This window comes from Psychroserpens sp. (genome assembly GCF_036960315.1).
Classification (GTDB): domain Bacteria; phylum Bacteroidota; class Bacteroidia; order Flavobacteriales; family Flavobacteriaceae; genus Psychroserpens.
This window is the reverse complement of the sequence record NZ_JBALVR010000003.1, coordinates 374239-395391: the sequence shown is the minus strand read 5'-3', so window position 1 is coordinate 395391 and position 21153 is coordinate 374239. Positions and strand designations below refer to the sequence as shown.

The following is a 21153-nucleotide window of genomic DNA, read 5'->3' as shown; positions in this document are numbered from 1 at the left end:
AAAGTTTATTCTTTCTTCTCTAATACAATGAGAGAGTTGTTTTGCAGATCTACAACTGTAGACATTATTTTCTTTAATGCTTCGTAATAGAGCGATTCATAGAGTGGCTTCTTAAAGGATAATTTAAAGTATAACGATACTTGATTATTCTTTTTTTGAGCTGTAAACATCAAAGAAGCATCTTTATTTGGCAAGATCAAATTAACTGTTTCAGGAATTTCAATTATGTTGTAGGACTTGTCAATCTTTATTTTTATTTTATAAATATAAGTATCCTTAAAACCAAAGTCGATTGGATAGGTGCGTTCCTGTAGTTTAAAAGGATTTTTCTTGAAAAATTGAAATAAAATCGGATTGACGTAAATACTATTACCAATGGCTTCTGTTGTCTTATTTACATCAAAGTTAATTAAGAATTTTGTCGATGCTTTATCAGTAGTTGTTACTTTAAAATTAGAAATTTCTATATCGTCATATTCATTTTTGAAGTCTTCAATAAACTGTTCCTCTTTTTCAAAATAATCTTCTTTTAAAGATAATGCATGGTATCTACTTGCATTAAAATCAACATTTCCAGTCATATTTTGATCTGTATCAATATTAAGGATATAACTATATTCTACAAGACTTGCTTCATTTATACCAATTTCATACCAGTCGCTACCATTTACAAAATCTAAAACTCTGCCATAATGATTGAGACATCTAAAAGGAATTTCACCAAAAGATAAATACTCATCTGTTGCATCGAGCAAATAGGTTTTTCCATCAATCTCTGCTTTAATTATCAAATAGTTAAAATCTGAAATTACAGGATATAATACAGTAGCAAATCCATTGTCTCTAGTAGATAGAATAATGGGTTTTACAGGAATGTCGTTATTGCCTAAGAGATGATGTAATAGCATGTTTATATCTCCAACGTTACCTGTTTTTTTTTCTACTAGGTTTTTGGTTGAAACCCCATTGAGAATAAGATCGTTCCCGTTCCAGATATAGTTTTCTTGAACGTACCTCAAAATCATCTTAGCTTTTTCTAAATTATTAGTCTCAGAAGTGATTTTTTTGGACAGCAAGTTTTCAAATTGATTAACACGAATAAATTCGTTACCTAGGCTAGTTTCTGTTAGGATTTTACGATCAACATTTTTCCATGTTTTGGTTAAGTGTTTTGTTCTTCCATTATAGCCTCGGATCGTTTTTAATTCATATTCAATTCTCGCGAGGTAATTGTCTTTTGTCGTCATGAAGTCTTCTTCTATAAATGCAGATATATCCTTAATAACATATTTACTGACATTACAGTTGCCATCACTGCCAGAAGCTCTAAAGCAATATTTTTTTATACTTAATTCTTTGGTTGTAAATTTTAAATCTCCAACTAATTTAGCATGGTATTCTAAGATTGCAGGAATACTTGCATTATATTCACTGTAGAGTTTTGGAATGTCATCTTGAAAATTCCAGCCTTTATATTTATAAAAAAAGGGAGAAACTTTCGTATAGCTATAAACAATCACAGAACCTTCTTTTACTTTAGGAAATACAATTTTTACAGAGATTAAATTATCTGATACAGCTTCTTCAAAAACAGATATCTTTTTTAGTTTAGTTTTTTCAATAGTCCCGTTTTCTAGATTATAAACTGTTGCTTTAATGCTTTCAACGCTTTCTTTTTTTCTTTTACTCTCTTTAAAAAGGGTTATAAACACTTCGGCATGATCAAAGCCATTTTTGTTAAAAATTTTGATTTTTTTCTCAACTTCAGTTTCTAAATTATACGTTCTTGAGTTCAAATGAGTACTGCCAATTTCGCGAATAACTAATGCATTTGCTGTTGAATCTTTAGCATATATATTTAGTTCTAAATCGTCCTTGGTAACTGAGAAACTTTCAGAATTAAAGTTTGACTGTGAGTTAGCAGATGCAAAAAAGAAGAGAATAAGTAGGCTTAGGTATTTCATTTGTCAAAATATTAAAAGTTTATGATTTCTTTTTTAATACAATTAAAGAGTTCTTTTGAATTTCAACTATTGAGGCAAAATAGTCTTTTAACGAATCATAATACGGTGAATCATATATGGCTTCTTTGAAGTTAAATTTAAAGAATAAGATAACAGAATTGTCATTAACACTTGTGTTAAATAGCAATGTTCCTGTTTTATTAGGTAAATTCAAATTTACAGGTTTTGGAATGTCGACAACGTCATATCCTTCAATATTCAATTCAACTGAATATAAAAAAGCGTTTTTATAGCCAAAGTCGATAGGATATGTACGTTGCTGCAGTTTTAGAGGGTTTTCGTCTAAAAATTCAATTAAAAATGGATTTATATATAAATTATCTCCAACACGTTCAATAGATTGTTCTATTTCAAATTCTTCTGAGAATTCTGGGTTTATTTTATCAATAGTTTCCGATTCATGATTTATAAACTGTACTGACGGATACTTATTTATGTAATAATTTAAATAGTCTTCGGAGTTGTTAAAATAATTTTTCTTAGCTCTCAAAGCATGATATCCAGTTTTATTCCCTTTAATTGTCCCTTTTAAGGTTTCATCGTCATCTATATCTAATCTCACACGATACTTTTTAAAACTCAATTGATTCGCTTTGATATCTACCCAATAGCCACCTTCCTTGAAATCTAACATACGGCCATATTGATTGAGGCACCTAAAAGGCAGTTGACCAAATGATAAGTAATCATCTGTGGCATCTAACATAAAGGTTTCATCTCCAATGGTAGCCTGCACAATAACATAGTTGAAATCTGACATTACTGGATAAATTCGTGTTGCGAAACCATTATTTCTTGTAGATAGTAAGACAGGTTTTACACTGATATTATTGGCTTTTAATAGGTTGTGAAGTAGAATGTTTATTTCTGAAACATTGCCTGATTTATCTCGCACTAAATTTTTTACAGATACATCATTAAAAATATTGAATTTCTCATTCCAAGTATACGTGTCTTGAACATATTCGAATATAGCCTTTGCTTTTTTTAAGGGATCAGTTTCATTAACTATGGTTTCGCTAAGTAAATTTTTAACAACACTACTTTTCTTTAATTGTCGACCGAAACTATTATCCGTTTTAAATTCACTTTCCACATTTTTCCATGTTTTAGTGTATCTTTTAATTCTGCCATCAAAACCTCTAAACACTTTTAGTTCGTATTCTATTCTTGCGATGTAATTCTCTTTTGTAGTCATAAATTCCTCTTCAATAAATGCAGGAATATCTTTCATAACATATATGTAATCACCACAGTCTGATGATCCAGCACCACCAGATTGCAAACAATTTTTTCTTAGAGAAGAAGTATTCGTATGGAGCTTTTTTCCGCCAACTAATTTGATGTTATATTCCCAATTAGCCGGTATACTAGGGCTATATTCGCTGTATAGTTTTGGAATATCTTCTTGAAAGTACCAACTTTTGTATTTAAACATGTACGGAGATTCCAGTGTATAACTATAAATGATAACCGAACCTTCTTTTATATTTGGAAATGTAAATTTTACCAGTGTACGATTCTCGTCGTATTTTTCTTCAAAAATGGCACTTTTATCCAATTGGGTTTGCGTGACCTGTCCATTTTCTATATTATAAACTGTGGCCTTGATCTTCTTTACGCGTTCTTTGTCTAAACTCTTCCCATATAAATAAATCGTTTCGGTAGCTTTATCAAATCCATTTCTGTTTAAAATTTTAAGCTTCTTCTTTATTTCAGATTTTAGTAAGAATGTTCCTCTATCCACATAACTTTTTCCTGTCTCATAAATGATTAAAGCATTGGCTGTAGAGTCTTTTGCGTATACATTTAGTTCTAAATCGTCCTTGGTAACAGAGAAACTTTCAGAATTAAAACTTGATTGGGCTTGTAGGTTTAATATAATGCTAAAGACTAGACATCGTAATAATAATTTCATTAAGGTGAATTTAGATAGATAGGGTTTTTACGCGTTTGTTTCGTCTTAAATAACTTTGAATGATATGCTGCGTGTCTCTATTGTTTTCCATAGGCGTAATAATAGATTCTAGGACTTCAATAGTGTTAATTTGATGGTTAAGATCATAAAAACCTAAACCTCTAAATACGCCATTTTCAATGTAGATAACACTCTTTTCGTCAATATCTCTACCTTGATCTATAATGATCATATTTTTGTTGTCATAACTGTTTTTTGCTATGAGCTCTTCAACGCGAGTATTATATTCTTCTGATGATTCTTCATTGATGCATGCACCATTACAACTTTTAATAGTGTAATTGAAGCAATTCGATTTTGTTGGATATAATCCAGTCAATTTTTGACAAAGGTCATATTGCTCCACAACCCTAAACATAAAGCTCTTGCCACTTTGCATATTACTGAACGTGGTTATGTGTTTTTCATCTTCTGTCGTCTTGTCAATTTTTAAATTGATATAGCCATTATCATCCGTAAAGCTATAAAGTGCATGTGTAAAGGTGGTGCGTTTTAAAGCTCTGTTGTAAATAGGCTTATTTCGTTTTATTTCTTCGCTTTCTTTTAATAAGGCTACAAGTTCGCTTCCCGTAGCTTCATAGGTCACCGATCTAGCCAACAACTGTAGTTTCTTAGACTTCGAACTCGTATTTGTGAAATGTTGATTGATGCGATGTTTAATGTTTTTGCTTTTTCCTATGTAAATGATTTCGCCATTTTCATCATGTATGTAGTACACTCCAGTAATTGAAGGTAATTTGTCAATAATGGTACTATGTGTGTCTTTAAGGCGTTTAGCGATATCTTGCTTTACATTATCTTTTATAATATGCTTGTCCAAATCTTTTGAAATCAGCATTTTAAATAACTTCACAGTGGCCATCGCATCTCCATTGGCACGATGTCTATCACTTACAGGAATCCCTAAAGCACGTGTTAGTTTCCCTAAACTATAAGATGCTTGGTCTGGAATTAATTGTTTTGAGAGCTCAACAGTACAAAGTGTTTTTCGCTCAAAACCAAAACCAAGACGTTTAAATTCTGTTCTTAATATGCGGTAATCAAATTGTGCGTTGTGAGCCACAATAATACAATCCTCGGTAATTTCTACAATGCGTTTGGCGACTTCATAAAATTTAGGAGCCGTTTTCAGCATGTTACTATTAATGCCAGTAAGATTAACAACAAAAGGCTGTATTTCTCGCTCTGGATTGACTAAACTTATAAAATTGTCAACCACTTTGTGACCATCAAATTTATAGATAGCTATCTCAGTGATGCCCTCTTCATTGTACTTTCCGCCTGTAGTTTCTATGTCAAGTATAGCGTAAATAAATCTGTGTTTTTAGTGTGATTAATTTCTATAGCCAAATATACTACTTCCAACTCGAATCATAGTACTTCCAGAGTCAATTGCTAATGGATAATCACCACTCATTCCCATACTTATGGTTTCTATAGATTCATCAATGGTTTGAAGCATTTCAAAAGTCGTTTTGAGTCGTTTAAATTCTTGTCCAACTTGGTTTTTATCATCTGTAAATGTTGCCATTCCCATGACACCAGTAATGCTAACGTTTTTTAAGTCGGAAAATTCTTCGGAAGCCAATAATTCCTTAGCGTCTTTTGATGACATCCCAAATTTGCTGTCCTCTTCGGCTATTTTTATTTGAAGTAAGCATTTGATGATTCTATTGTGTTTTTTTGCTTGTTTATTAATTTCAGAAAGCAGTTTTAAGCTATCAACACCATGAATTAAACTTACAAATTCAGACATATACTTGACCTTGTTACGTTGTACATGACCAATCATATGCCATTCGATATCTTTTGGCATTTGCTCATGTTTTTCGGCCATTTCCTGAATTTTATTTTCTCCAAAAATACGCTGACCAGCATCATAAGCTTCCATTAAATCACTTACAGGTTTGGTTTTAGAAACTGCAACAAGGGTGACCTGTTTTGGGAGTTGAGAAAGTATGTTGTTTAGGTTTTCTTTTATGTTCATATTTCATATTTCGTTTGTCGTGAAGTGGTTTGTTATTGAGTCGAACAGCTTAACGACTAAACACCAAACAAATCAACTTTTTTTAAAACTCATAAATAGTCACGCCACTTCTGAGCTTAGGTTCTATAAATGTACTCTTTGGTGGCATTTTGAGTCCGTCGTCAGCAATGTGCTTCATCTCAGTGATATTCACAGGAACCATACCAAAACCGACAGCAAATTCGCCATTATCAATTTTATCCTTAACATTTATGATGTCTTTTTTTCCGTTGATATAATCGATACGAATATCGTTACGTAAATCTTCGATACCTAAAAGAGGTTTAAGAATAGTATTATAAAGTATTTGAGGATCTAATGCATCTAATGTAGTGTCAAAATTATAGAGTGATTTTCTCAAATAAAGCGAGTAAAACTCTCCATCAAGATACATGCTGAAATGATGCTTCTTTGACGGTTTGTATGGCATGATGCCTCTATTTTCTATTCTGAATATCGTATCCAACTGAATTAGAAACTCTTCTTTTGATAAACCGTTCAAGTCCTTAACTAATCTGTTGAATTCATGAATTCGCAATTCAGATTCTGGAATCAAAAAGGTCATAAAGTGATTGTAAGATTCATCACCAGAATGATTAGGATTAAGTGCTTTTTCGTCCTTATACAACAAATAGGATGATGCAGAGCGATGATGGCCATCGGCAATATAAATGGTTGGCATCTTTTCAAATTCCTTTTTTATTGTTTCGATCAAATCTGGTTGTTCCAATTTCCAAAGATAATGTGTGTCTCTATAGGTTGTTGTAAATTCAAACTCCGCGCGCTCTTTTTGTGTGTCTTGGATAATTTTGGAAATGATGTCGTTATCAGGATAAGTCAAGAGTACAGGTTCTGCATTAAAACCAACGGTTTTTAGATAATCTTTAAAGATGCGTTCGCGATACTCGATAGTTTCTTCATGCTTTCTTATGATATTGTTTTCATAATCTTCGGCATTTGCTGCAGCAACAATACCATTAAATACTTGACCATCTCTATCTACAATTTTGTAGATGTAGTATGATGTAGTCAGATCATGCACAAAAATGGAATCTTCTTTAAATTCTAGATAGCGATTTCTCACCAAAGTATAGCGTTCGCTACCTGTAATTTCTCTATCGTATTTATAGCCTGGATTGACAATATGTAGAAACGAAAATGGATTATAATCCAGACGCGCTTCACGTTCAGCTTGGGTATAGGTTTGATAGGAGCGAGAAGCTACTAAACTCACCTTGTCTCGCGTTGGTCTTACTGCTTTAAATGGAAGTATTTTTGCCATAAACTAAGTAATTAGGAGTTAGTAAAAAGGCACTAGCTACTAATTACTATTGCCCATTAACCTTCTACTTTTTAAACTGATTCGCTACGGTTTCGGCTTTTCTACTTTCAGAATAATCATAAAAACCTTCATTAGATTTTATACCTAATTTACCAGCGTTTACCATATTAACTAATAAAGGGCAAGGTGCGTATTTCGGGTTTTTGAACCCGTCGTACATCACATTCAGAATAGATAGGCAAACATCAAGACCTATAAAATCGGCCAGTTGTAAAGGACCCATTGGATGTGCCATACCTAATTTCATAACGGTATCTATTTCTTCTACACCAGCGACGCCGTTAAATAAGGTTTCAATCGCCTCGTTAAGCATTGGCATTAAAATACGGTTGGCAACAAATCCAGGATAATCATTAACTTCAGTTGGAGTTTTACCCAGAGTTTTGGATAATTCCATAATGGTATTTGTGACTTCGTCACTTGTAGTATACCCACGAATAATCTCAACTAATTTCATAATTGGGACAGGATTCATAAAGTGCATACCAATAACCATATCTGGTCGTGAAGTCACTGCAGCAATCTGTGTAATAGAAATAGACGAGGTGTTACTTGCTAAGATCGTGTCTTCACCACAAGCTTCATCTAATTGCTTAAAAATATTGAGTTTTAAATCAATATTTTCTGTTGCAGCTTCGACAACTAATCCAGCATATTCAACACCAGCAGTGATATCTGTAAATGTGGTAATATTATCAAGAGTAGCTTGTTTGTCGGCTTCGGAAATTTTCTCCTTAGCAACCATTCGGTCTAAATTTTTAGCAATGGTATTCATACCTCGTTGAAGAGATGCTTCACTAATATCGATTAATTGGACTTTAAATCCAGATTGAGCAAAAGTGTGGGCAATTCCGTTTCCCATAGTTCCTGCTCCAATAACTGCTACGTTTTTCATGTGAAATTTATTTCATTTCTGAAAAGACAGAAATTTTATTTATGTTATGTATTTAAAATTGATCAATAATCATCTTAGCAACACGCAAAGCTTCAGTTCCATCATGAAGTGTCACAATAGGAGTCGTGTTGTTGTTGATGGCATCTGCAAAGGTTTCTAATTCGTCTAAAATTGCATTATTATTTGCGATTTCAGGATTGTCAAAATAGATTTGCTTTTTGATGCCTTCAGCATTTTGAAGAATCATATCAAAATCACCAGGCTGTTCTGGAGCATCTTTCATTTTTACAACTTCACATTTCTTTTCTAAGAAATCGACAGAGATATAAGCGTCCTTTTGAAAGAAACGTGTTTTTCTCATATTCTTTAATGAAATACGACTTGCAGTTAGATTCGCAACACAACCATTTTCAAATTCAATACGTGCATTGGCGATGTCTGGTGTATCACTAATTACAGAAACACCACTAGCTGATACGTTTTTTACTTCTGATTTTACAACACTTAAAATAATATCAATATCGTGAATCATTAAATCCAATACCACAGGAACATCGGTTCCTCGAGGATTAAATTCTGCCAAGCGATGCGTTTCTATAAACATCGGATTCATCACTTGCTCTCTCACAGCAATAAACGCAGGATTGAAACGCTCCACATGTCCTACTTGTCCGCGAATATCATGTTCAGCAAGTAATTCTCTAATATGCTCGGCTTCTTCCACGGTATTTGTAATCGGTTTTTCTATGAATATATGCTTCCCATAAGAAATGGATTTTTTTGCACAATCGTAATGTGATAAGGTAGGTGTTACGATATCAACCATGTCAACAGCTTGAATAAGCGCGTCGATAGAATTAAAGTATTTGTAACCAAATTCTGCTTCTACCTTTTTTGCATTAGTTTCATCTGCGTCATAAAACCCTACGAGCTCATATTTTTCAGATTGATTAAGAAGTCTTAAATGAATTTTACCTAGATGACCAGCACCAAGTACACCAGCTTTTATCATTGTTTTACGTTTTCAACAAAAATAAGATTTTTCAGAGTTTTTTTATGTGAATTCTTTGATAAATAATAGTTGTTCTTAGCGACGTTGATAATTCGATACGTTTTAACTTTCAGTATAAAAATGTTTCAGCTATTTTAGCATAGAAAACTTAACTACTTTGAAAGATACGCTTAAACACCAAGGACTCAGACAACAACTTGTTGCAACCATTAAACGCAAGGGGATTAAAGACGAAAGGGTAATAGATGCCATTGGCAAAATACCAAGACATTTGTTTATGGACTCTAGTTTTTTGGATCATGCCTATCAAGATAAAGCTTTTCCTATTGGTGCAGATCAAACTATTTCGCAACCGTATACTGTCGCATTTCAAACCGAATTAATGCAAGTAAAACCAGGGGATATCGTTTTAGAAATAGGCACAGGAAGTGGTTATCAAACTGCTGTGTTATGTCTTTTAGGAGCTAAGGTTTTTAGTATTGAACGTCAAAATGAACTCTATAAAAAAACAAGCAAGTTTTTACCTAAATTAGGTTATAGAGCAAAGAAACTTATTTTTGGAGATGGTTATATTGGCTTAGAAACTGAAGCGCCTTTTGATAGTATCATTGTTACAGCTGGAGCACCATTTGTACCCAAGCCCTTATTGAGTCAGTTGAAAATAGGAGGTCGCTTAGTGATTCCTGTTGGTGATGACGTGCAGATTATGACCTTATTTATTAGAAAAGGACCTAAAGAATTTGAGCAGCATGAGTTTGGTGAGTTTCGATTTGTGCCACTTTTAGAAGATAAAAATTAATAATCTTGAAATAGTAAAGAAATCTTTAAGTTGGTGAAGGAGTAAATTATTCTGCTTTTAAAACCGGAATAGTCTGTTTTAGGTTTTTTGATTCTGACATTGATGGTTTTATAATTCCATTCGTTATCTATTCTATTGGCAACAATATCCATAACAGCTTTTCCTTTTGTGCCAATAATTCGTACTACGCTTTTGTAAGATCTGTTGCAATCAAATTCATTCCTCAAGAAAAAATCGCAACGACTACCAACACAACTACAATTGACGATATCAACCATTTGCGGTTTCGTTTCCACCAATGTTTTTGTTTAATGATTTCGTTATTCAAGAGAGCTACTTTTAATTCGTTGCTTTCTCAAAAGCATCCTTTCCTCCAACTACTGGGAGTTTTAATGTCGTGTTATGAATGTAAATCGTCAACTCTGTTCCTGGATCTGGATGTAATGTAAACTCTTTGTCACTGGAGAATATCATTAATCCTATTTGCTGACCTTTTTTTATAACTTGATCATCTGGTTGTAAATCAAAATTCAGAGTATAGGTTTGCTTTGGATCTAATGGTTCACTCTCTGTTAACGATTTATAGTTTTGAGGATCTGCCCAACCACGTGTGATAATGTCATTAGTTATTTTTCCACCTTCCCAAGGTAAAGCGACCAACCAAACCGATAGGTTAGCTGCTGGTTTATTACTCTTTAATTCAATAGTCACATTTGCTAATCCAGAGATATGTAAATCTTCAGTAAGCGTAGGCGTAATGTATAATAGTCTGTTATTTGAACTTTTAGCTTCTGCTAAATCCTTTCCAGAGAAATTTACGTCATCTACTACTGTTTCCGCTTTTAAGCGTTTGCCTTTATTTGGTGTAGTTGTTAATCCTCCAATATTATTACCGCCAGCAGTTAAATGCAAAACCACATCTGAAGCATCAGGGTTTGGGTAATCCTTATAAGCTGTTGGGTTTTTATTATTATCATCCTCTCTAACAATATAAGCCTTGTTTTCTTCCGTTTCTACACCGTTCTCAATACCATGTAAATATCTTGTAAACCAACGGTTCATCATGGCTATAGGTGGAGGACCACCATGACCATTTTGATGATAATATATTTGTGCCGGTAAGCCTTTTTCTTTTGCTGCTTTGTAAATGCGGTAACTATGTTCTGGCATAACATTCCAATCGTTAAAACCATGAGACATTAATAATGCAGCTTTAAATGGTTCCATGTCATTAAGATAATCTCGTCCTGACCAAAAGGTATTATAATCACCAGTTAGACGATCCATACCATTTGCCATTTCAGTATCTCTTACCGTTTTATTATTGAAAGGACGCTTGGCTTCATCTCCACTATGGATATAGTCGTAAAGCACATCTATATCTTCACCTAAATAACCTCCTGGAGACCGCACCAAACCATTAGATCTGTAATAATGATAATAGGATGTATTTGGAGCTATAGGAATAATAGCTTCCAAACCTTCAACTCCTGTGGTTGCTGCTGCAATGGGTAAAGTTCCGTTGTATGAGGTTCCAGTCATACCTACTTTTCCTGTAGACCAAAAGGCTTTCACTTCTTCATTTCCATCTGGAGTTTCATAACCTTTTGCACGACCATTTAGCCAATCTATGACTGCTTTAGGAGCTAAAGATTCGTTGTCTCCACCAACAGTTGGAGCACCTTGAGATAAGCCTGTTCCTGGTGATGAAGAATGAACAACAATATAACCTCTTGGTACCCAAGTTCTAATTTGTGAGTTGGAAATAACTGGTCGTTTTCCACGTCGTACCACTTCTGGATGCACACGTTCTTGAGCTGCCTCACCCAGTTCTACTTCGACATTCCAAAAGACACCATCGACATCTGCTGCAACGCCTGCGTAGTATGGACTAGTTTCATAAACAATTGGCAGTTTTAAACCTTGGCTCTCCGTTTGTTCAGGTCGCGTCACATCAACATGCATACGATCTAGTTTTCCATCTCCATCTGTGTCAAATTCGGTTTCTACCCATAAATCATGACGAATCCATAAACTTGAATTACTAAAAGCTTCAACAATTTGAGCTTCACCATCTTTAAAAGTTGGTTTTGCTTTTTCTGAATTGTCTTGAGCATTACCAATTGTAAATAGGATTAAAGCAATACTCAGTAAGGCATTTGATTTAAATGAAAATGTCATATGGATAGATTTGTAAAATATTCTCGTAAATGTATGAAGTAAACTATTGAAACTAAAATGAATTAACGTTTTGATAAAAGCTGTTTTATTGTCTTATTGTTTTGACAAATATTTCTCAGGAATGGGATTATCATCTGTTTCCTGTTGCCAATAGATATTAATAACCCACCAACGATTACCATCATTTAGCAACTGAATACTATTGATGCCTCTCATAAAAGGTTCGGTATCGCTTTTGCTTTTATAGGATTCGTAGGTGCTAAACACTTGTGTAATTTGACCAAAGGTTTGCGTTTGTCGGCTAATTTCAACTTCGTGAAAGCCATTTTCTACGAGCCATGTTCCAGCGCGTTCTATATAACCATCAGCAGACATAAAAGTTGCAGTATGTAAACCTTCTTTGGTTTTTCCTGTCGGAATCAACTTCGCATCCTCATGGAACAGGTATTTAAATAATTCCCAATTACGAGCTTCGCCTTTATCACCAGAAATAACACCGTATAATGTTTCTATAGTACTATCAACGGTTGCGACATGTTTTGAATAGTCTGCTTCCTTCTGTGCAAAAACAGATGCACTTATAAGTACAACTAGTAAAACTAATTTTTTCATAATGTTTAGATTAAAAGAATTTCAAGCCAAAGATAATAGCATCACTTTGAAACCCGCTTTGATACGAACGTACATAATCTAAACGTAAAAATCTAAATTTCCCCCAACCAATATTATCCAAACCAACGGTGTATTCTTGATACGGATTATTATCAGGAGTTGCTAACGCATGTGCGCCAACGATTAAATTGAAGTTCAGCTTTTTCAGGAGTGGCAATTTTCCGAGGAGAAACCCATTAAAATCATGTTCGGCATGCATTTCCAAATAGGAATCATTCGTACTTGCCGTATAGTATGGTAAGTTATTAAAGACATTGAGATAAGAACTTTCTCCAAAATTGGTTTGATTGCCATTAAAATGTTGGTAATCTACAAATGAAATGTCGTCGGCATTAAAGAACTTCCCTGCTTTTAAATTGTATCTAAAACGCCCTTTGTCTGCGACATTGAGTCCTTGTGTAATTCGCAATCTCACCTGGTCAAAATTATAGTCATCAACCGATGATGATAAGCCTTTTTCGTAAGCTACAAATAGCGTAGGATATTTAGAATTTGGAATATTGTACTTACCATCAGGATAACTCAAATAGTTCTGAGCAAAATTAATTCGGGCAGAGACATTAAGTTTTATGATATTATGCGTTTCAAAAGGCGCAATACCATAAGCTGTTTCATCTAAAGGATTGTTACTGGTATAATCTCTATCATCTTGAGGATACCATGCTTGATCTGTGGTGTTGAATAAAGCTTTTCGTCTTTGATAACTCAGACTTGAAGTCATTCGAAATCCGTTAAACAATTCGTTAGAGTAGGAGGCTTGCACATAACTGTTTTCATAGATTTTCAAGAAATTCTGTTCAGAGAATAAAGAAAATCCCGTATTTATACTTTTAGAAATAGGATCACTTGAATTAAACTGTTGTGCAATTACACCACCAGATACTGTTAAAAACGGCCTGCTTTCGTTGTTGAATTTATAAGTTGCAGAAACAGTACCTCTTAAACGGTCTTCACTAAATGCATAGTTGATATTTCCGTTAATTGAGAAAAAACGATTATAATCGTCATAACTTTTTCTGTAAAAAGCGCCAACATTGGCATTCCAACCTTGAACAGTGTTAAAGCTAATTGCTTCAATAGGAGAGGAGATACCAGCACTCCAGTTTTCATAAGAGTTGTTATAGGTATAACCACCAATAATATTACCTAATTTAAATTTGTTATTAACCGTATCAACAGAATCTTGATAAGTTTTAGACTCTCTAAGGATTTGTATACTGTCTTTTTTGACGTAGTCTGTGATTTCTTCTACTGTCAATGGTACAGGTCTTATAACACTCCAAAAAGTAGAATCTTTTTTGTTGGCTTCAGCTGCAAATGAGACAATTTCTCTAGTAAAATCTTTTCGCGTTAAACCTGTATTAAATAGATAGTTACTGTAAACAGCTGTAAATCGACCATCACCTTTAATTCCCAAGATTCCATATTTCAAATCGACATTTTGGGAAATTTTAGCCCAAATATTACCTTCCTCAGAAAAGGAATAATTTTGAGTAATTCTAATTTTATCTATGGCTGGAATTTTGGCTTGGATTCCTGTGATGTCCAATTCTGCTGCGTAAATCGTCCATTGGTCTTCAACGATATAAATAAACCCTTCAAAAACCGGATCATTTTCTCGTCTAGGCGTGACTTTTATTTTATTGATGAGGTTGCTTCTGTCATCATAAAAGACACCCTCAAGTTTGTAACGGTAATATCCAAAAGCGTTGTTTGCTATAGGTGAGATAATCTGGTTGCCTAATTCTATGGTTTTCTCATAAAGATCATATTCTACATCAATGGCTTTGTTGAAACTAAATCCGTTGTCATCACCACTCACTTTAGATGCTAGTATTTTTTCTTTGAGTTTATGAGGTCTTAAATACTCAAGTTTTGAGATGGTTTCAGATAGGTAAATCACGCCACTTCTTGTAGAATCTAATCCACCACCAAGATCACCTATTTCCTGACCAAGAAATTTTTCGGGAGCCTCCTTTATTCTTATGAGTCCGCGAGAATAGAAATCGGCTTTGTAACCACTTATTTTTTCCAGATTTTCTTTTCGTTTAGCAATCGCTGCACGAATGATTTTATTGGCAGGATTTTCTTCAGAATTGATAACCACTTCATTGAGTGAGATTTCTTCCGTTGTCATCACCGCGTCTAACGTAAAAGGAAAGGAAGTGATGCCTACATTTTTCTTCACCGTTTTGTAACCTAAAAATTGAAATACAACGGTATAGTTTTTAGGCTCTGTAATATTGAGTTCGTAGTTTCCTTCTTCGTTACTTGTTGTGCCAGTAAAGGTGTTTTCGATATAAATATTCACAAAAGGTAAAGGTTGGTTTTTGTTGTCGGTGACAGTTCCTTTGATTTGTGAAAATGAAGCGAGAGCACATAAAAATGCAAACGTAGAGAGTAGTTTAGTTTTCATAGGCGTTGATCGATGGTTTTATTGTAAAGACGTATTTTTTTATAAAAAGGTTGCCTAGCGAATGTCAAACATAGACATTTTAATAAATGCCATTTGTTAAACAATCATAAATTAAACGCATAGTTTTGTTAAATATTTTCTTACAACAATTTCAGTGCCAAGAGCAGGGTTACTTATAAATTTTCTTGATGCGATCTAGGTCACGCTTATTGTCACGATCTTTAATCGTATCGCGCTTATCGAATAGTTTTTTACCTTTCCCTAAGGCGATTTCAAGTTTTGCTAAACCTTTATCGTTGACAAATAGTCGAAGTGGAATAATTGAGTTCCCTTTGATGTTGACTTCTTTCTCTAACTTTTTTAGCTCTCTTTTGTTAAGTAGAAGTTTACGTTCAGCTTTAGGTTTGTGATTGTAGTAGTTTCCGAAGACATATTCTTGAATGGTCATATTGATGACAAACAATTCGCCACGATCATTGAATTCACAAAAGCCTTCTGCAATAGAAGCTTTGCTATCTCTAATGGACTTGATCTCGGTTCCGGTTAAAACAATACCAGCCGTATAAGTATCGAGAATCTCGTACTCAAACTTTGCTTTTTTGTTCTTTATGTTAACCGGTTTTAGCATGGAAGCAAAGGTATAAAATTTAAGTAGAATCTAATTGAAAAGTAAACTCAAAATTGAAAGCAAAGGATATTTATACTACTGTTTTGCTGACTTCTTTTTATATTTGATATGATATCGATTTAATTTTTAAGAACATGCAAAAGACACACATACTAGCAAATCGCTTTAGAGAAGTTATTCTTGATGGCTTATGGATTGCAAATGCAAATTATAAATCACAGTTAAACACTATGGATTGGGAAATTGCAACTAAGGAGATTGGTGGTTTAAATACGATTGCAGTATTAGCACAACATGTTCATTATTATGTAGACGGTATACTGAATGTTTTTAAAGGCGGAACTTTAGATATAAGAGATAAATTTAGTTTTGATTTTTCACCAATTCAATCTCAAAAAGATTGGGAAACTTTTTTGGTTAAGTTTTGGACAGACGCTGAAGAATTAGCACACTTGATTCAGCAATCACCAGAAATTCAACTTAATGAGCCATTTACAAACATAAAATATGGTTCTTTAGAACGAAATATTGATGGCTTAATTGAGCATGCGTATTATCATTTGGGCCAAATAGGTTTAATTAAAAAGATGTTGATTACATAAGTTTATCAATGTCTAATAATGGTTCTGTGTTATGAATTGATTAGCTTTCCGACTTATCTCTGAAAGCCCATAATGGGCATTTACAAAAACGCACTATTTAAACAGTAATTCAATGAAATATTTTTTGTCAATCATCTTAGCTCTTTTTCTTTTCAATTGCAAACAGGAAAAGGTTGAGCAAACTTCAGTACAAACCATTATTGATGCATCGATCGAAGTTTCTGGAGGAGATTTGGTGTCGTCGTCTACTATTGATTTTGGTTTTAGAGACAGGCATTATAAAGCGATTAGAAATAGTGGCAAATTTCAGTTAGAACGAAAGTTTGAAGATTCTATGGGAATCGTTAAAGACGTACTGACTAATGACAGATTTACAAGATATATCAACAATAATGTATTTGTGGTTTCAGATGGTAAAGAACAAGCATATTCAGCTTCAGTAAACTCTGTGCATTATTTTTCGGTGTTGCCTTTTGGTTTGAATGATGCAGCCGTTCAAACAACACTCTTGGAAACTATTTCAGTAAAAAACAAAAAGTATCATACTATTAAAGTTACATTCGACCAAAATGGAGGAGGAGAAGACTTCGAAGATGTATTTGTGTATTGGGTAAATAAAGACACCAATAAGGTCGATTACCTAGCGTATTCTTATAATGAAAGTGATGGGAAAGGTATCCGATTTAGAGAAGCTTATAACGAACGTTATGTTGAAGGGATTCGATTTGTAGATTACAATAACTACAAACCTGAGGATACTTCAGTTTCCTTGACAGATCTACCTCAATTATTTGAAAGCGGAACCCTTAAATTACTTTCGAAAATAGAATTAGAGAACCTAGTCGTTACCCTTAATTAATCGTCAGAACTTGGTCGCTAATTTTTCCTTCGGAAATTGTTACGATGTACAAGTTACCGTTGTTATTATCCTCGATATCTTCGTGCTTTTTTTCTTTCAAAATCATATTAACAAAAGCAGGAGTCGTATTGCTATGACCAACCACTAAAACAATTTTTCCTTTTGTGGCTTTAGCAAAATCTTCAGAATATAAAGCTCTTGGGTCGTAGAAGGATAATTCTAAATTGTTCTTCTTGGCTGTTGGTGTAGCAGTTTGAGTTGTACGATTGTATTTTGTAGAATACACGGCATCAAATTTTACATACTGAAATACCTCACTCCAATGATTCGCTCTAGTTTTACCTGCTTCTGTAAGATCTGGATTTCTATTCGTTTTATCACTTCTGTCTTTTTCTGCATGACGAATTAAATAGTAAGTCGTTGTTTCAGAATCTATATTTTTTTCTTGAGAAAATGAAGGAATAGATATAAAAACAATAAGTAGAAGTGAGAAAATATTTTTCATTTATAGTTAAATTGTGATTGATAATTCTCAAATATAGTATAGTTAATTGGCGAACTACTTAAAATATTTGTTAAATTAAAAGATTGTGCATTGAAGAAATTGAATTCTTAGTAAAGAAGAATCTATTTACTTTTTAATACATTTATACAATGGTAGAAAAATCACATAACTTTATAAATTTCATAAATAATTATGTTGCACTTACTGAGGAAGAAAGGAAAATCATATTATCTAAAGTATCATTAAGAAAGTATTTAAAAGGACAATATGTAGTGCAACAAGGTGATGTTTGCCGTTATAGCGGTTTTATAATTTCCGGTTGTACAAGAACATTTTATGTAGATGATGATGGTGAAGAGCATATTGTGATGTTCTCAATAGAGAATTGGTGGGCTTCAGAAATAGGAAGTTTTGTATCCCAAAAACCTTCTGATTATAATGTACAATGCATAGAAGATACAGAATTGATACAATTATTATTTGAGGATCAAGAAGAATTATTCAAAGCGGTACCAAAATTAGAACGTTTTTTTAGATTGATTTTAGAGCAAGCTTTCGTAGCATCACAAAAAAGAATTGTCTCAAGTTTTAGTCTTTCCGCCAAAGACCAATATATTCAGTTTACAAAACAGTATCCCGAAATTGAAAAACGTATTCCGCAATACATGGTAGCATCATATCTTGGTATTACTAAGGAGTTTTTAAGTAAAATAAAAAACACTAATCTCTAATTTTAAAGTTAATATAGATTAACCTTTTTTAATAATCTACATCATTTTATTTTAGACTTTTATTTTCGAACTTTGTGTAAATACTACTTCTAGGAGTATTAAATCACAACGATGGTTGAATTAATAGTTAAAAAACGTAATGGACTTGAGTTAAGCAAGGAGGAATTAACATCTATTATTGATGGGTTTATTTCTGGCGAAATTCCTGATTACCAAATATCTGCTTTTTTAATGGCTATTTATTTTAAAGGTATGGATAGCACCGAAACGGCTATTTTAACTGATTTGATGATGCGATCAGGTGAATTAATTGATTTGTCCGAAATTGATGGCATTAAGGTAGATAAGCATAGTACAGGAGGTGTTGGCGACAAAACTACATTGGTGTTGGCACCATTAGTGGCTGCTGCTGGAGTACCAGTTGCAAAGATGTCTGGACGAGGGCTTGGTCATACAGGCGGAACTTTGGATAAGATGGAATCGATTAAAGGCTTGTCGTTCGATATGACAAGACAAGAATTTATAAATAATGTCAAACAACATAATATTGCAGTTTGTGGGCAAAATGCAACTTTAGTTCCTGCAGATAAGAAGCTTTATGCATTAAGAGATGTTACTGGAACAGTGAATAATATTTCTTTAATAGCTTCAAGCATTATGAGCAAAAAATTGGCTTGTGGAGCCGATGCTATTGTAATTGACCTTAAAGTTGGTTATGGTGCATTTATGAAAACACTCGATGATGCTGAAGAATTAGCTCAAGTGATGATTAATATTGGTGCTAAGATGAATAGAAACGTCATTGCTGTTATCACCTCTATGAGTGAGCCTCTTGGATATACTGTCGGAAATGCTTTAGAAGTAAAAGAAGCCATAGAGACTTTAAAAGGTAAAGGACCAAAAGATTTAACTGAACTCTGTTTAGAATTGGGCGGACATATGTTGGTCTTAGGTAAAGTATCAGAAAACCACGAGCAAGCAGTTGAAAAATTGAAGACGTTGATTAGCTCAGGAAAAGCGTTTGATAAGTTCAAAGAATTCGTAAAGGCACAAGGAGGTGATGTTAATAGTGTGGAGAACACAGATCAGTTACCAAGCACTAAATATTCAAGAATTTATAAAAGTGATCACCAAGGTTATATAAGTGAATTGAATGCTCTCGATGTAGGATTAGCTTCAGTAAAACTCGGAGCAGGTCGCGAAACAAAAAACAGTATTATTGATCATGGAGCTGGTATTTTACTAAAAAAGAAAATAGGAGATTTTGTGAACATAGGTGATACATTGGCCGAATTGTTTTCCAATGAAGAAAGTTCTTTTGAAAAAGCAAGTGAACTTATGGCGATAGCGTATAAATTTACTAAGAAAAAACCCATAGCAAACCCATTAATCCTTAAAACAGTAAGGTAAACTCTTTAAGATTTGTTATTTTTAATAATTAGAATAAAACTAAACGAAAAATTGTATGAGTAATACAAAAATGAAGGTGAAGAACATGAAGTCAAATAAGAAGCAGATATCACAGCATCAACGAAATGAAGGTATCCCATTTGATTCAAGTCTATTTGAAGATATAAACGTAAATAGAAGTGCTGTTGAAAGACGTGCGGCTACATTAAGTGGACGAAGATCTGTAAAGAAGCAATGGCAAGCAGCTTGGTTATTAAAAGCTGTGAGTTGTATTGACTTAACTACCCTTGCTGGTGATGATACAGAAAGTAATGTATTGAGGCTTTGCGCAAAAGCAAAGTCTCCAATTAGATTAGACTTATTGGAGGCTATGGGAATGAAAGATGCTCATATTCATACAGGAGCAGTTTGTGTATATCACAATTTTATTAAGGATGCAAAAAAAGGTTTAAGAGGAAGTTCTATACCTATTGCTGCTGTATCTACAGGGTTTCCTGCAGGTAATATTCCACTGACCGAGAAACTAAAACAAATTGAATTATCAGTGGCTGCAGGTGCAAAAGAAATAGACATCGTAGTCAGTAGAGATTTAGTGTTACGATCAGATTGGAAAGCATTATATGATGAAGTAGCTGCGTGTAGAAAGGCCTGTGGAGATGCTCATATGAAAACCATATTAGCCACTGGAGAAATTCCAACATATACTAAAGTAGCAAAGGCAAGTTGGGTAAGCATGATGGCTGGCTCAGATTTTATTAAAACCAGTACAGGTAAAGAACCAGTGAATGCTACTATTCCTGTGAGTCTAGTGATGATTAGAACGATTAGAGAATATCATGAATTAACAGGCTACAAAGTTGGCTTTAAGCCCGCTGGTGGTATTGGTAAAGCCAAACAAGCTATCAATTGGTTAGTATTAATAAAGGAAGAACTTGGTGACGAATGGTTGACTCCAGATTTATTTAGGTTTGGAGCTAGTAGTCTACTTGGTGATATTGAAAGACAATTAGAACATTATGTAACTGGAAGGTATTCAGCGTCATTTAGACACCCAATGGCATAAATAATATAAG

At 33.7% G+C, this 21153-nt stretch carries 19 protein-coding genes; 6 read left to right on the top strand and 13 right to left on the bottom strand.

The features are described 5' to 3' along the window. Positions 1-5: 5 nt before the first annotated feature. The 7 genes from V7719_RS07645 to V7719_RS07615 all read right to left on the bottom strand — a co-directional run bounded on the left by V7719_RS07645 (position 6) and on the right by V7719_RS07615 (position 9277). Positions 6-1964: a DUF3857 domain-containing protein gene (locus tag V7719_RS07645; RefSeq protein ID WP_335729291.1), complete on the bottom strand. Its 1959-nt coding sequence runs from the start codon at positions 1962-1964 to the stop codon at positions 6-8. Positions 1965-1983: 19 nt separating this feature from the next. Further along, positions 1984-3942, bottom strand: a complete 1959-nt coding sequence (locus tag V7719_RS07640) for a DUF3857 domain-containing protein (RefSeq protein ID WP_335729290.1) — start codon at positions 3940-3942, stop codon at positions 1984-1986. A 10-nt stretch (positions 3943-3952) separates the two neighbouring features. After that, complete coding sequence (locus V7719_RS07635) at positions 3953-5314, bottom strand: exonuclease domain-containing protein (protein WP_335729360.1); 1362 nt, start codon at positions 5312-5314, stop codon at positions 3953-3955. 21 nt (positions 5315-5335) lie between these two features. Next, complete coding sequence (locus tag V7719_RS07630; protein ID WP_335729289.1) at positions 5336-5989, bottom strand: YggS family pyridoxal phosphate-dependent enzyme; 654 nt, start codon at positions 5987-5989, stop codon at positions 5336-5338. Positions 5990-6071: 82 nt separating this feature from the next. Next, positions 6072-7310 carry a DUF1015 domain-containing protein gene (locus V7719_RS07625; RefSeq protein WP_335729288.1) on the bottom strand — a complete coding sequence of 413 codons (1239 nt, stop codon included), beginning with the start codon at positions 7308-7310 and terminating at the stop codon, positions 6072-6074. 64 nt (positions 7311-7374) lie between these two features. Further along, positions 7375-8265 carry a 3-hydroxyacyl-CoA dehydrogenase family protein gene (locus tag V7719_RS07620; RefSeq protein ID WP_335729287.1) on the bottom strand — a complete coding sequence of 297 codons (891 nt, stop codon included), beginning with the start codon at positions 8263-8265 and terminating at the stop codon, positions 7375-7377. Positions 8266-8317: 52 nt separating this feature from the next. Beyond that, on the bottom strand, positions 8318-9277 hold the full coding sequence (locus V7719_RS07615; protein ID WP_335729286.1) for a Gfo/Idh/MocA family protein: 960 nt from the start codon (positions 9275-9277) through the stop codon (positions 8318-8320). 157 nt (positions 9278-9434) lie between these two features. Between V7719_RS07615 and V7719_RS07610 the strand changes: the two genes are divergently transcribed. Continuing rightward, positions 9435-10076, top strand: coding sequence for a protein-L-isoaspartate(D-aspartate) O-methyltransferase (locus tag V7719_RS07610; RefSeq protein WP_335729285.1), 642 nt, complete (start codon positions 9435-9437; stop codon positions 10074-10076). Here the strand turns inward: V7719_RS07610 and V7719_RS07605 are convergent. The 5 genes from V7719_RS07605 to smpB form a co-directional block, all read right to left on the bottom strand. Then, positions 10073-10372 (bottom strand): hypothetical protein, encoded by a 300-nt coding sequence (locus tag V7719_RS07605; RefSeq protein ID WP_335729284.1) that lies wholly within the window; start codon positions 10370-10372, stop codon positions 10073-10075. The two genes, V7719_RS07610 and V7719_RS07605, sit on opposite strands and share 4 nt — an antisense overlap. Positions 10373-10415: 43 nt before the next feature. Then, the gene (locus V7719_RS07600) at positions 10416-12257 is read right to left on the bottom strand and encodes a Xaa-Pro dipeptidyl-peptidase (RefSeq protein WP_335729283.1); all 1842 of its coding nucleotides are present in this window, start codon (positions 12255-12257) and stop codon (positions 10416-10418) included. 93 nt (positions 12258-12350) lie between these two features. After that, entirely contained in the window at positions 12351-12869 is a 519-nt protein-coding gene (locus tag V7719_RS07595) for a hypothetical protein (protein ID WP_335729282.1), read from the bottom strand. Positions 12870-12879: 10 nt separating this feature from the next. Continuing rightward, positions 12880-15345, bottom strand: coding sequence for a DUF5686 and carboxypeptidase regulatory-like domain-containing protein (locus tag V7719_RS07590; protein ID WP_335729281.1), 2466 nt, complete (start codon positions 15343-15345; stop codon positions 12880-12882). A gap of 169 nt (positions 15346-15514) precedes the next feature. Next, the gene (gene smpB, locus V7719_RS07585; protein ID WP_335729280.1) at positions 15515-15973 is read right to left on the bottom strand and encodes an SsrA-binding protein SmpB; all 459 of its coding nucleotides are present in this window, start codon (positions 15971-15973) and stop codon (positions 15515-15517) included. Positions 15974-16107: 134 nt separating this feature from the next. Between smpB and V7719_RS07580 the strand changes: the two genes are divergently transcribed. Further along, positions 16108-16575, top strand: a complete 468-nt coding sequence (locus V7719_RS07580) for a DUF1572 domain-containing protein (RefSeq protein WP_335729279.1) — start codon at positions 16108-16110, stop codon at positions 16573-16575. Between the two features lie 112 nt (positions 16576-16687). Next, positions 16688-17434: a DUF6503 family protein gene (locus tag V7719_RS07575; protein WP_335729278.1), complete on the top strand. Its 747-nt coding sequence runs from the start codon at positions 16688-16690 to the stop codon at positions 17432-17434. Here V7719_RS07575 and V7719_RS07570 read toward each other — a convergent pair. Continuing rightward, positions 17427-17939 (bottom strand): SixA phosphatase family protein, encoded by a 513-nt coding sequence (locus tag V7719_RS07570; protein WP_335729277.1) that lies wholly within the window; start codon positions 17937-17939, stop codon positions 17427-17429. The two genes, V7719_RS07575 and V7719_RS07570, sit on opposite strands and share 8 nt — an antisense overlap. A 149-nt stretch (positions 17940-18088) precedes the next feature. On the opposite strand from V7719_RS07570, the gene V7719_RS07565 reads away from it, so the two are divergent. The 3 genes from V7719_RS07565 to deoC all read left to right on the top strand — a co-directional run bounded on the left by V7719_RS07565 (position 18089) and on the right by deoC (position 21143). Then, the gene (locus V7719_RS07565; RefSeq protein ID WP_335729276.1) at positions 18089-18670 is read left to right on the top strand and encodes a Crp/Fnr family transcriptional regulator; all 582 of its coding nucleotides are present in this window, start codon (positions 18089-18091) and stop codon (positions 18668-18670) included. Between the two features lie 111 nt (positions 18671-18781). Next, positions 18782-20080: a pyrimidine-nucleoside phosphorylase gene (locus tag V7719_RS07560; RefSeq protein ID WP_335729275.1), complete on the top strand. Its 1299-nt coding sequence runs from the start codon at positions 18782-18784 to the stop codon at positions 20078-20080. 55 nt (positions 20081-20135) lie between these two features. Further along, positions 20136-21143 carry a deoxyribose-phosphate aldolase gene (gene deoC, locus V7719_RS07555; RefSeq protein ID WP_335729274.1) on the top strand — a complete coding sequence of 336 codons (1008 nt, stop codon included), beginning with the start codon at positions 20136-20138 and terminating at the stop codon, positions 21141-21143. Positions 21144-21153 lie beyond the last annotated feature (10 nt).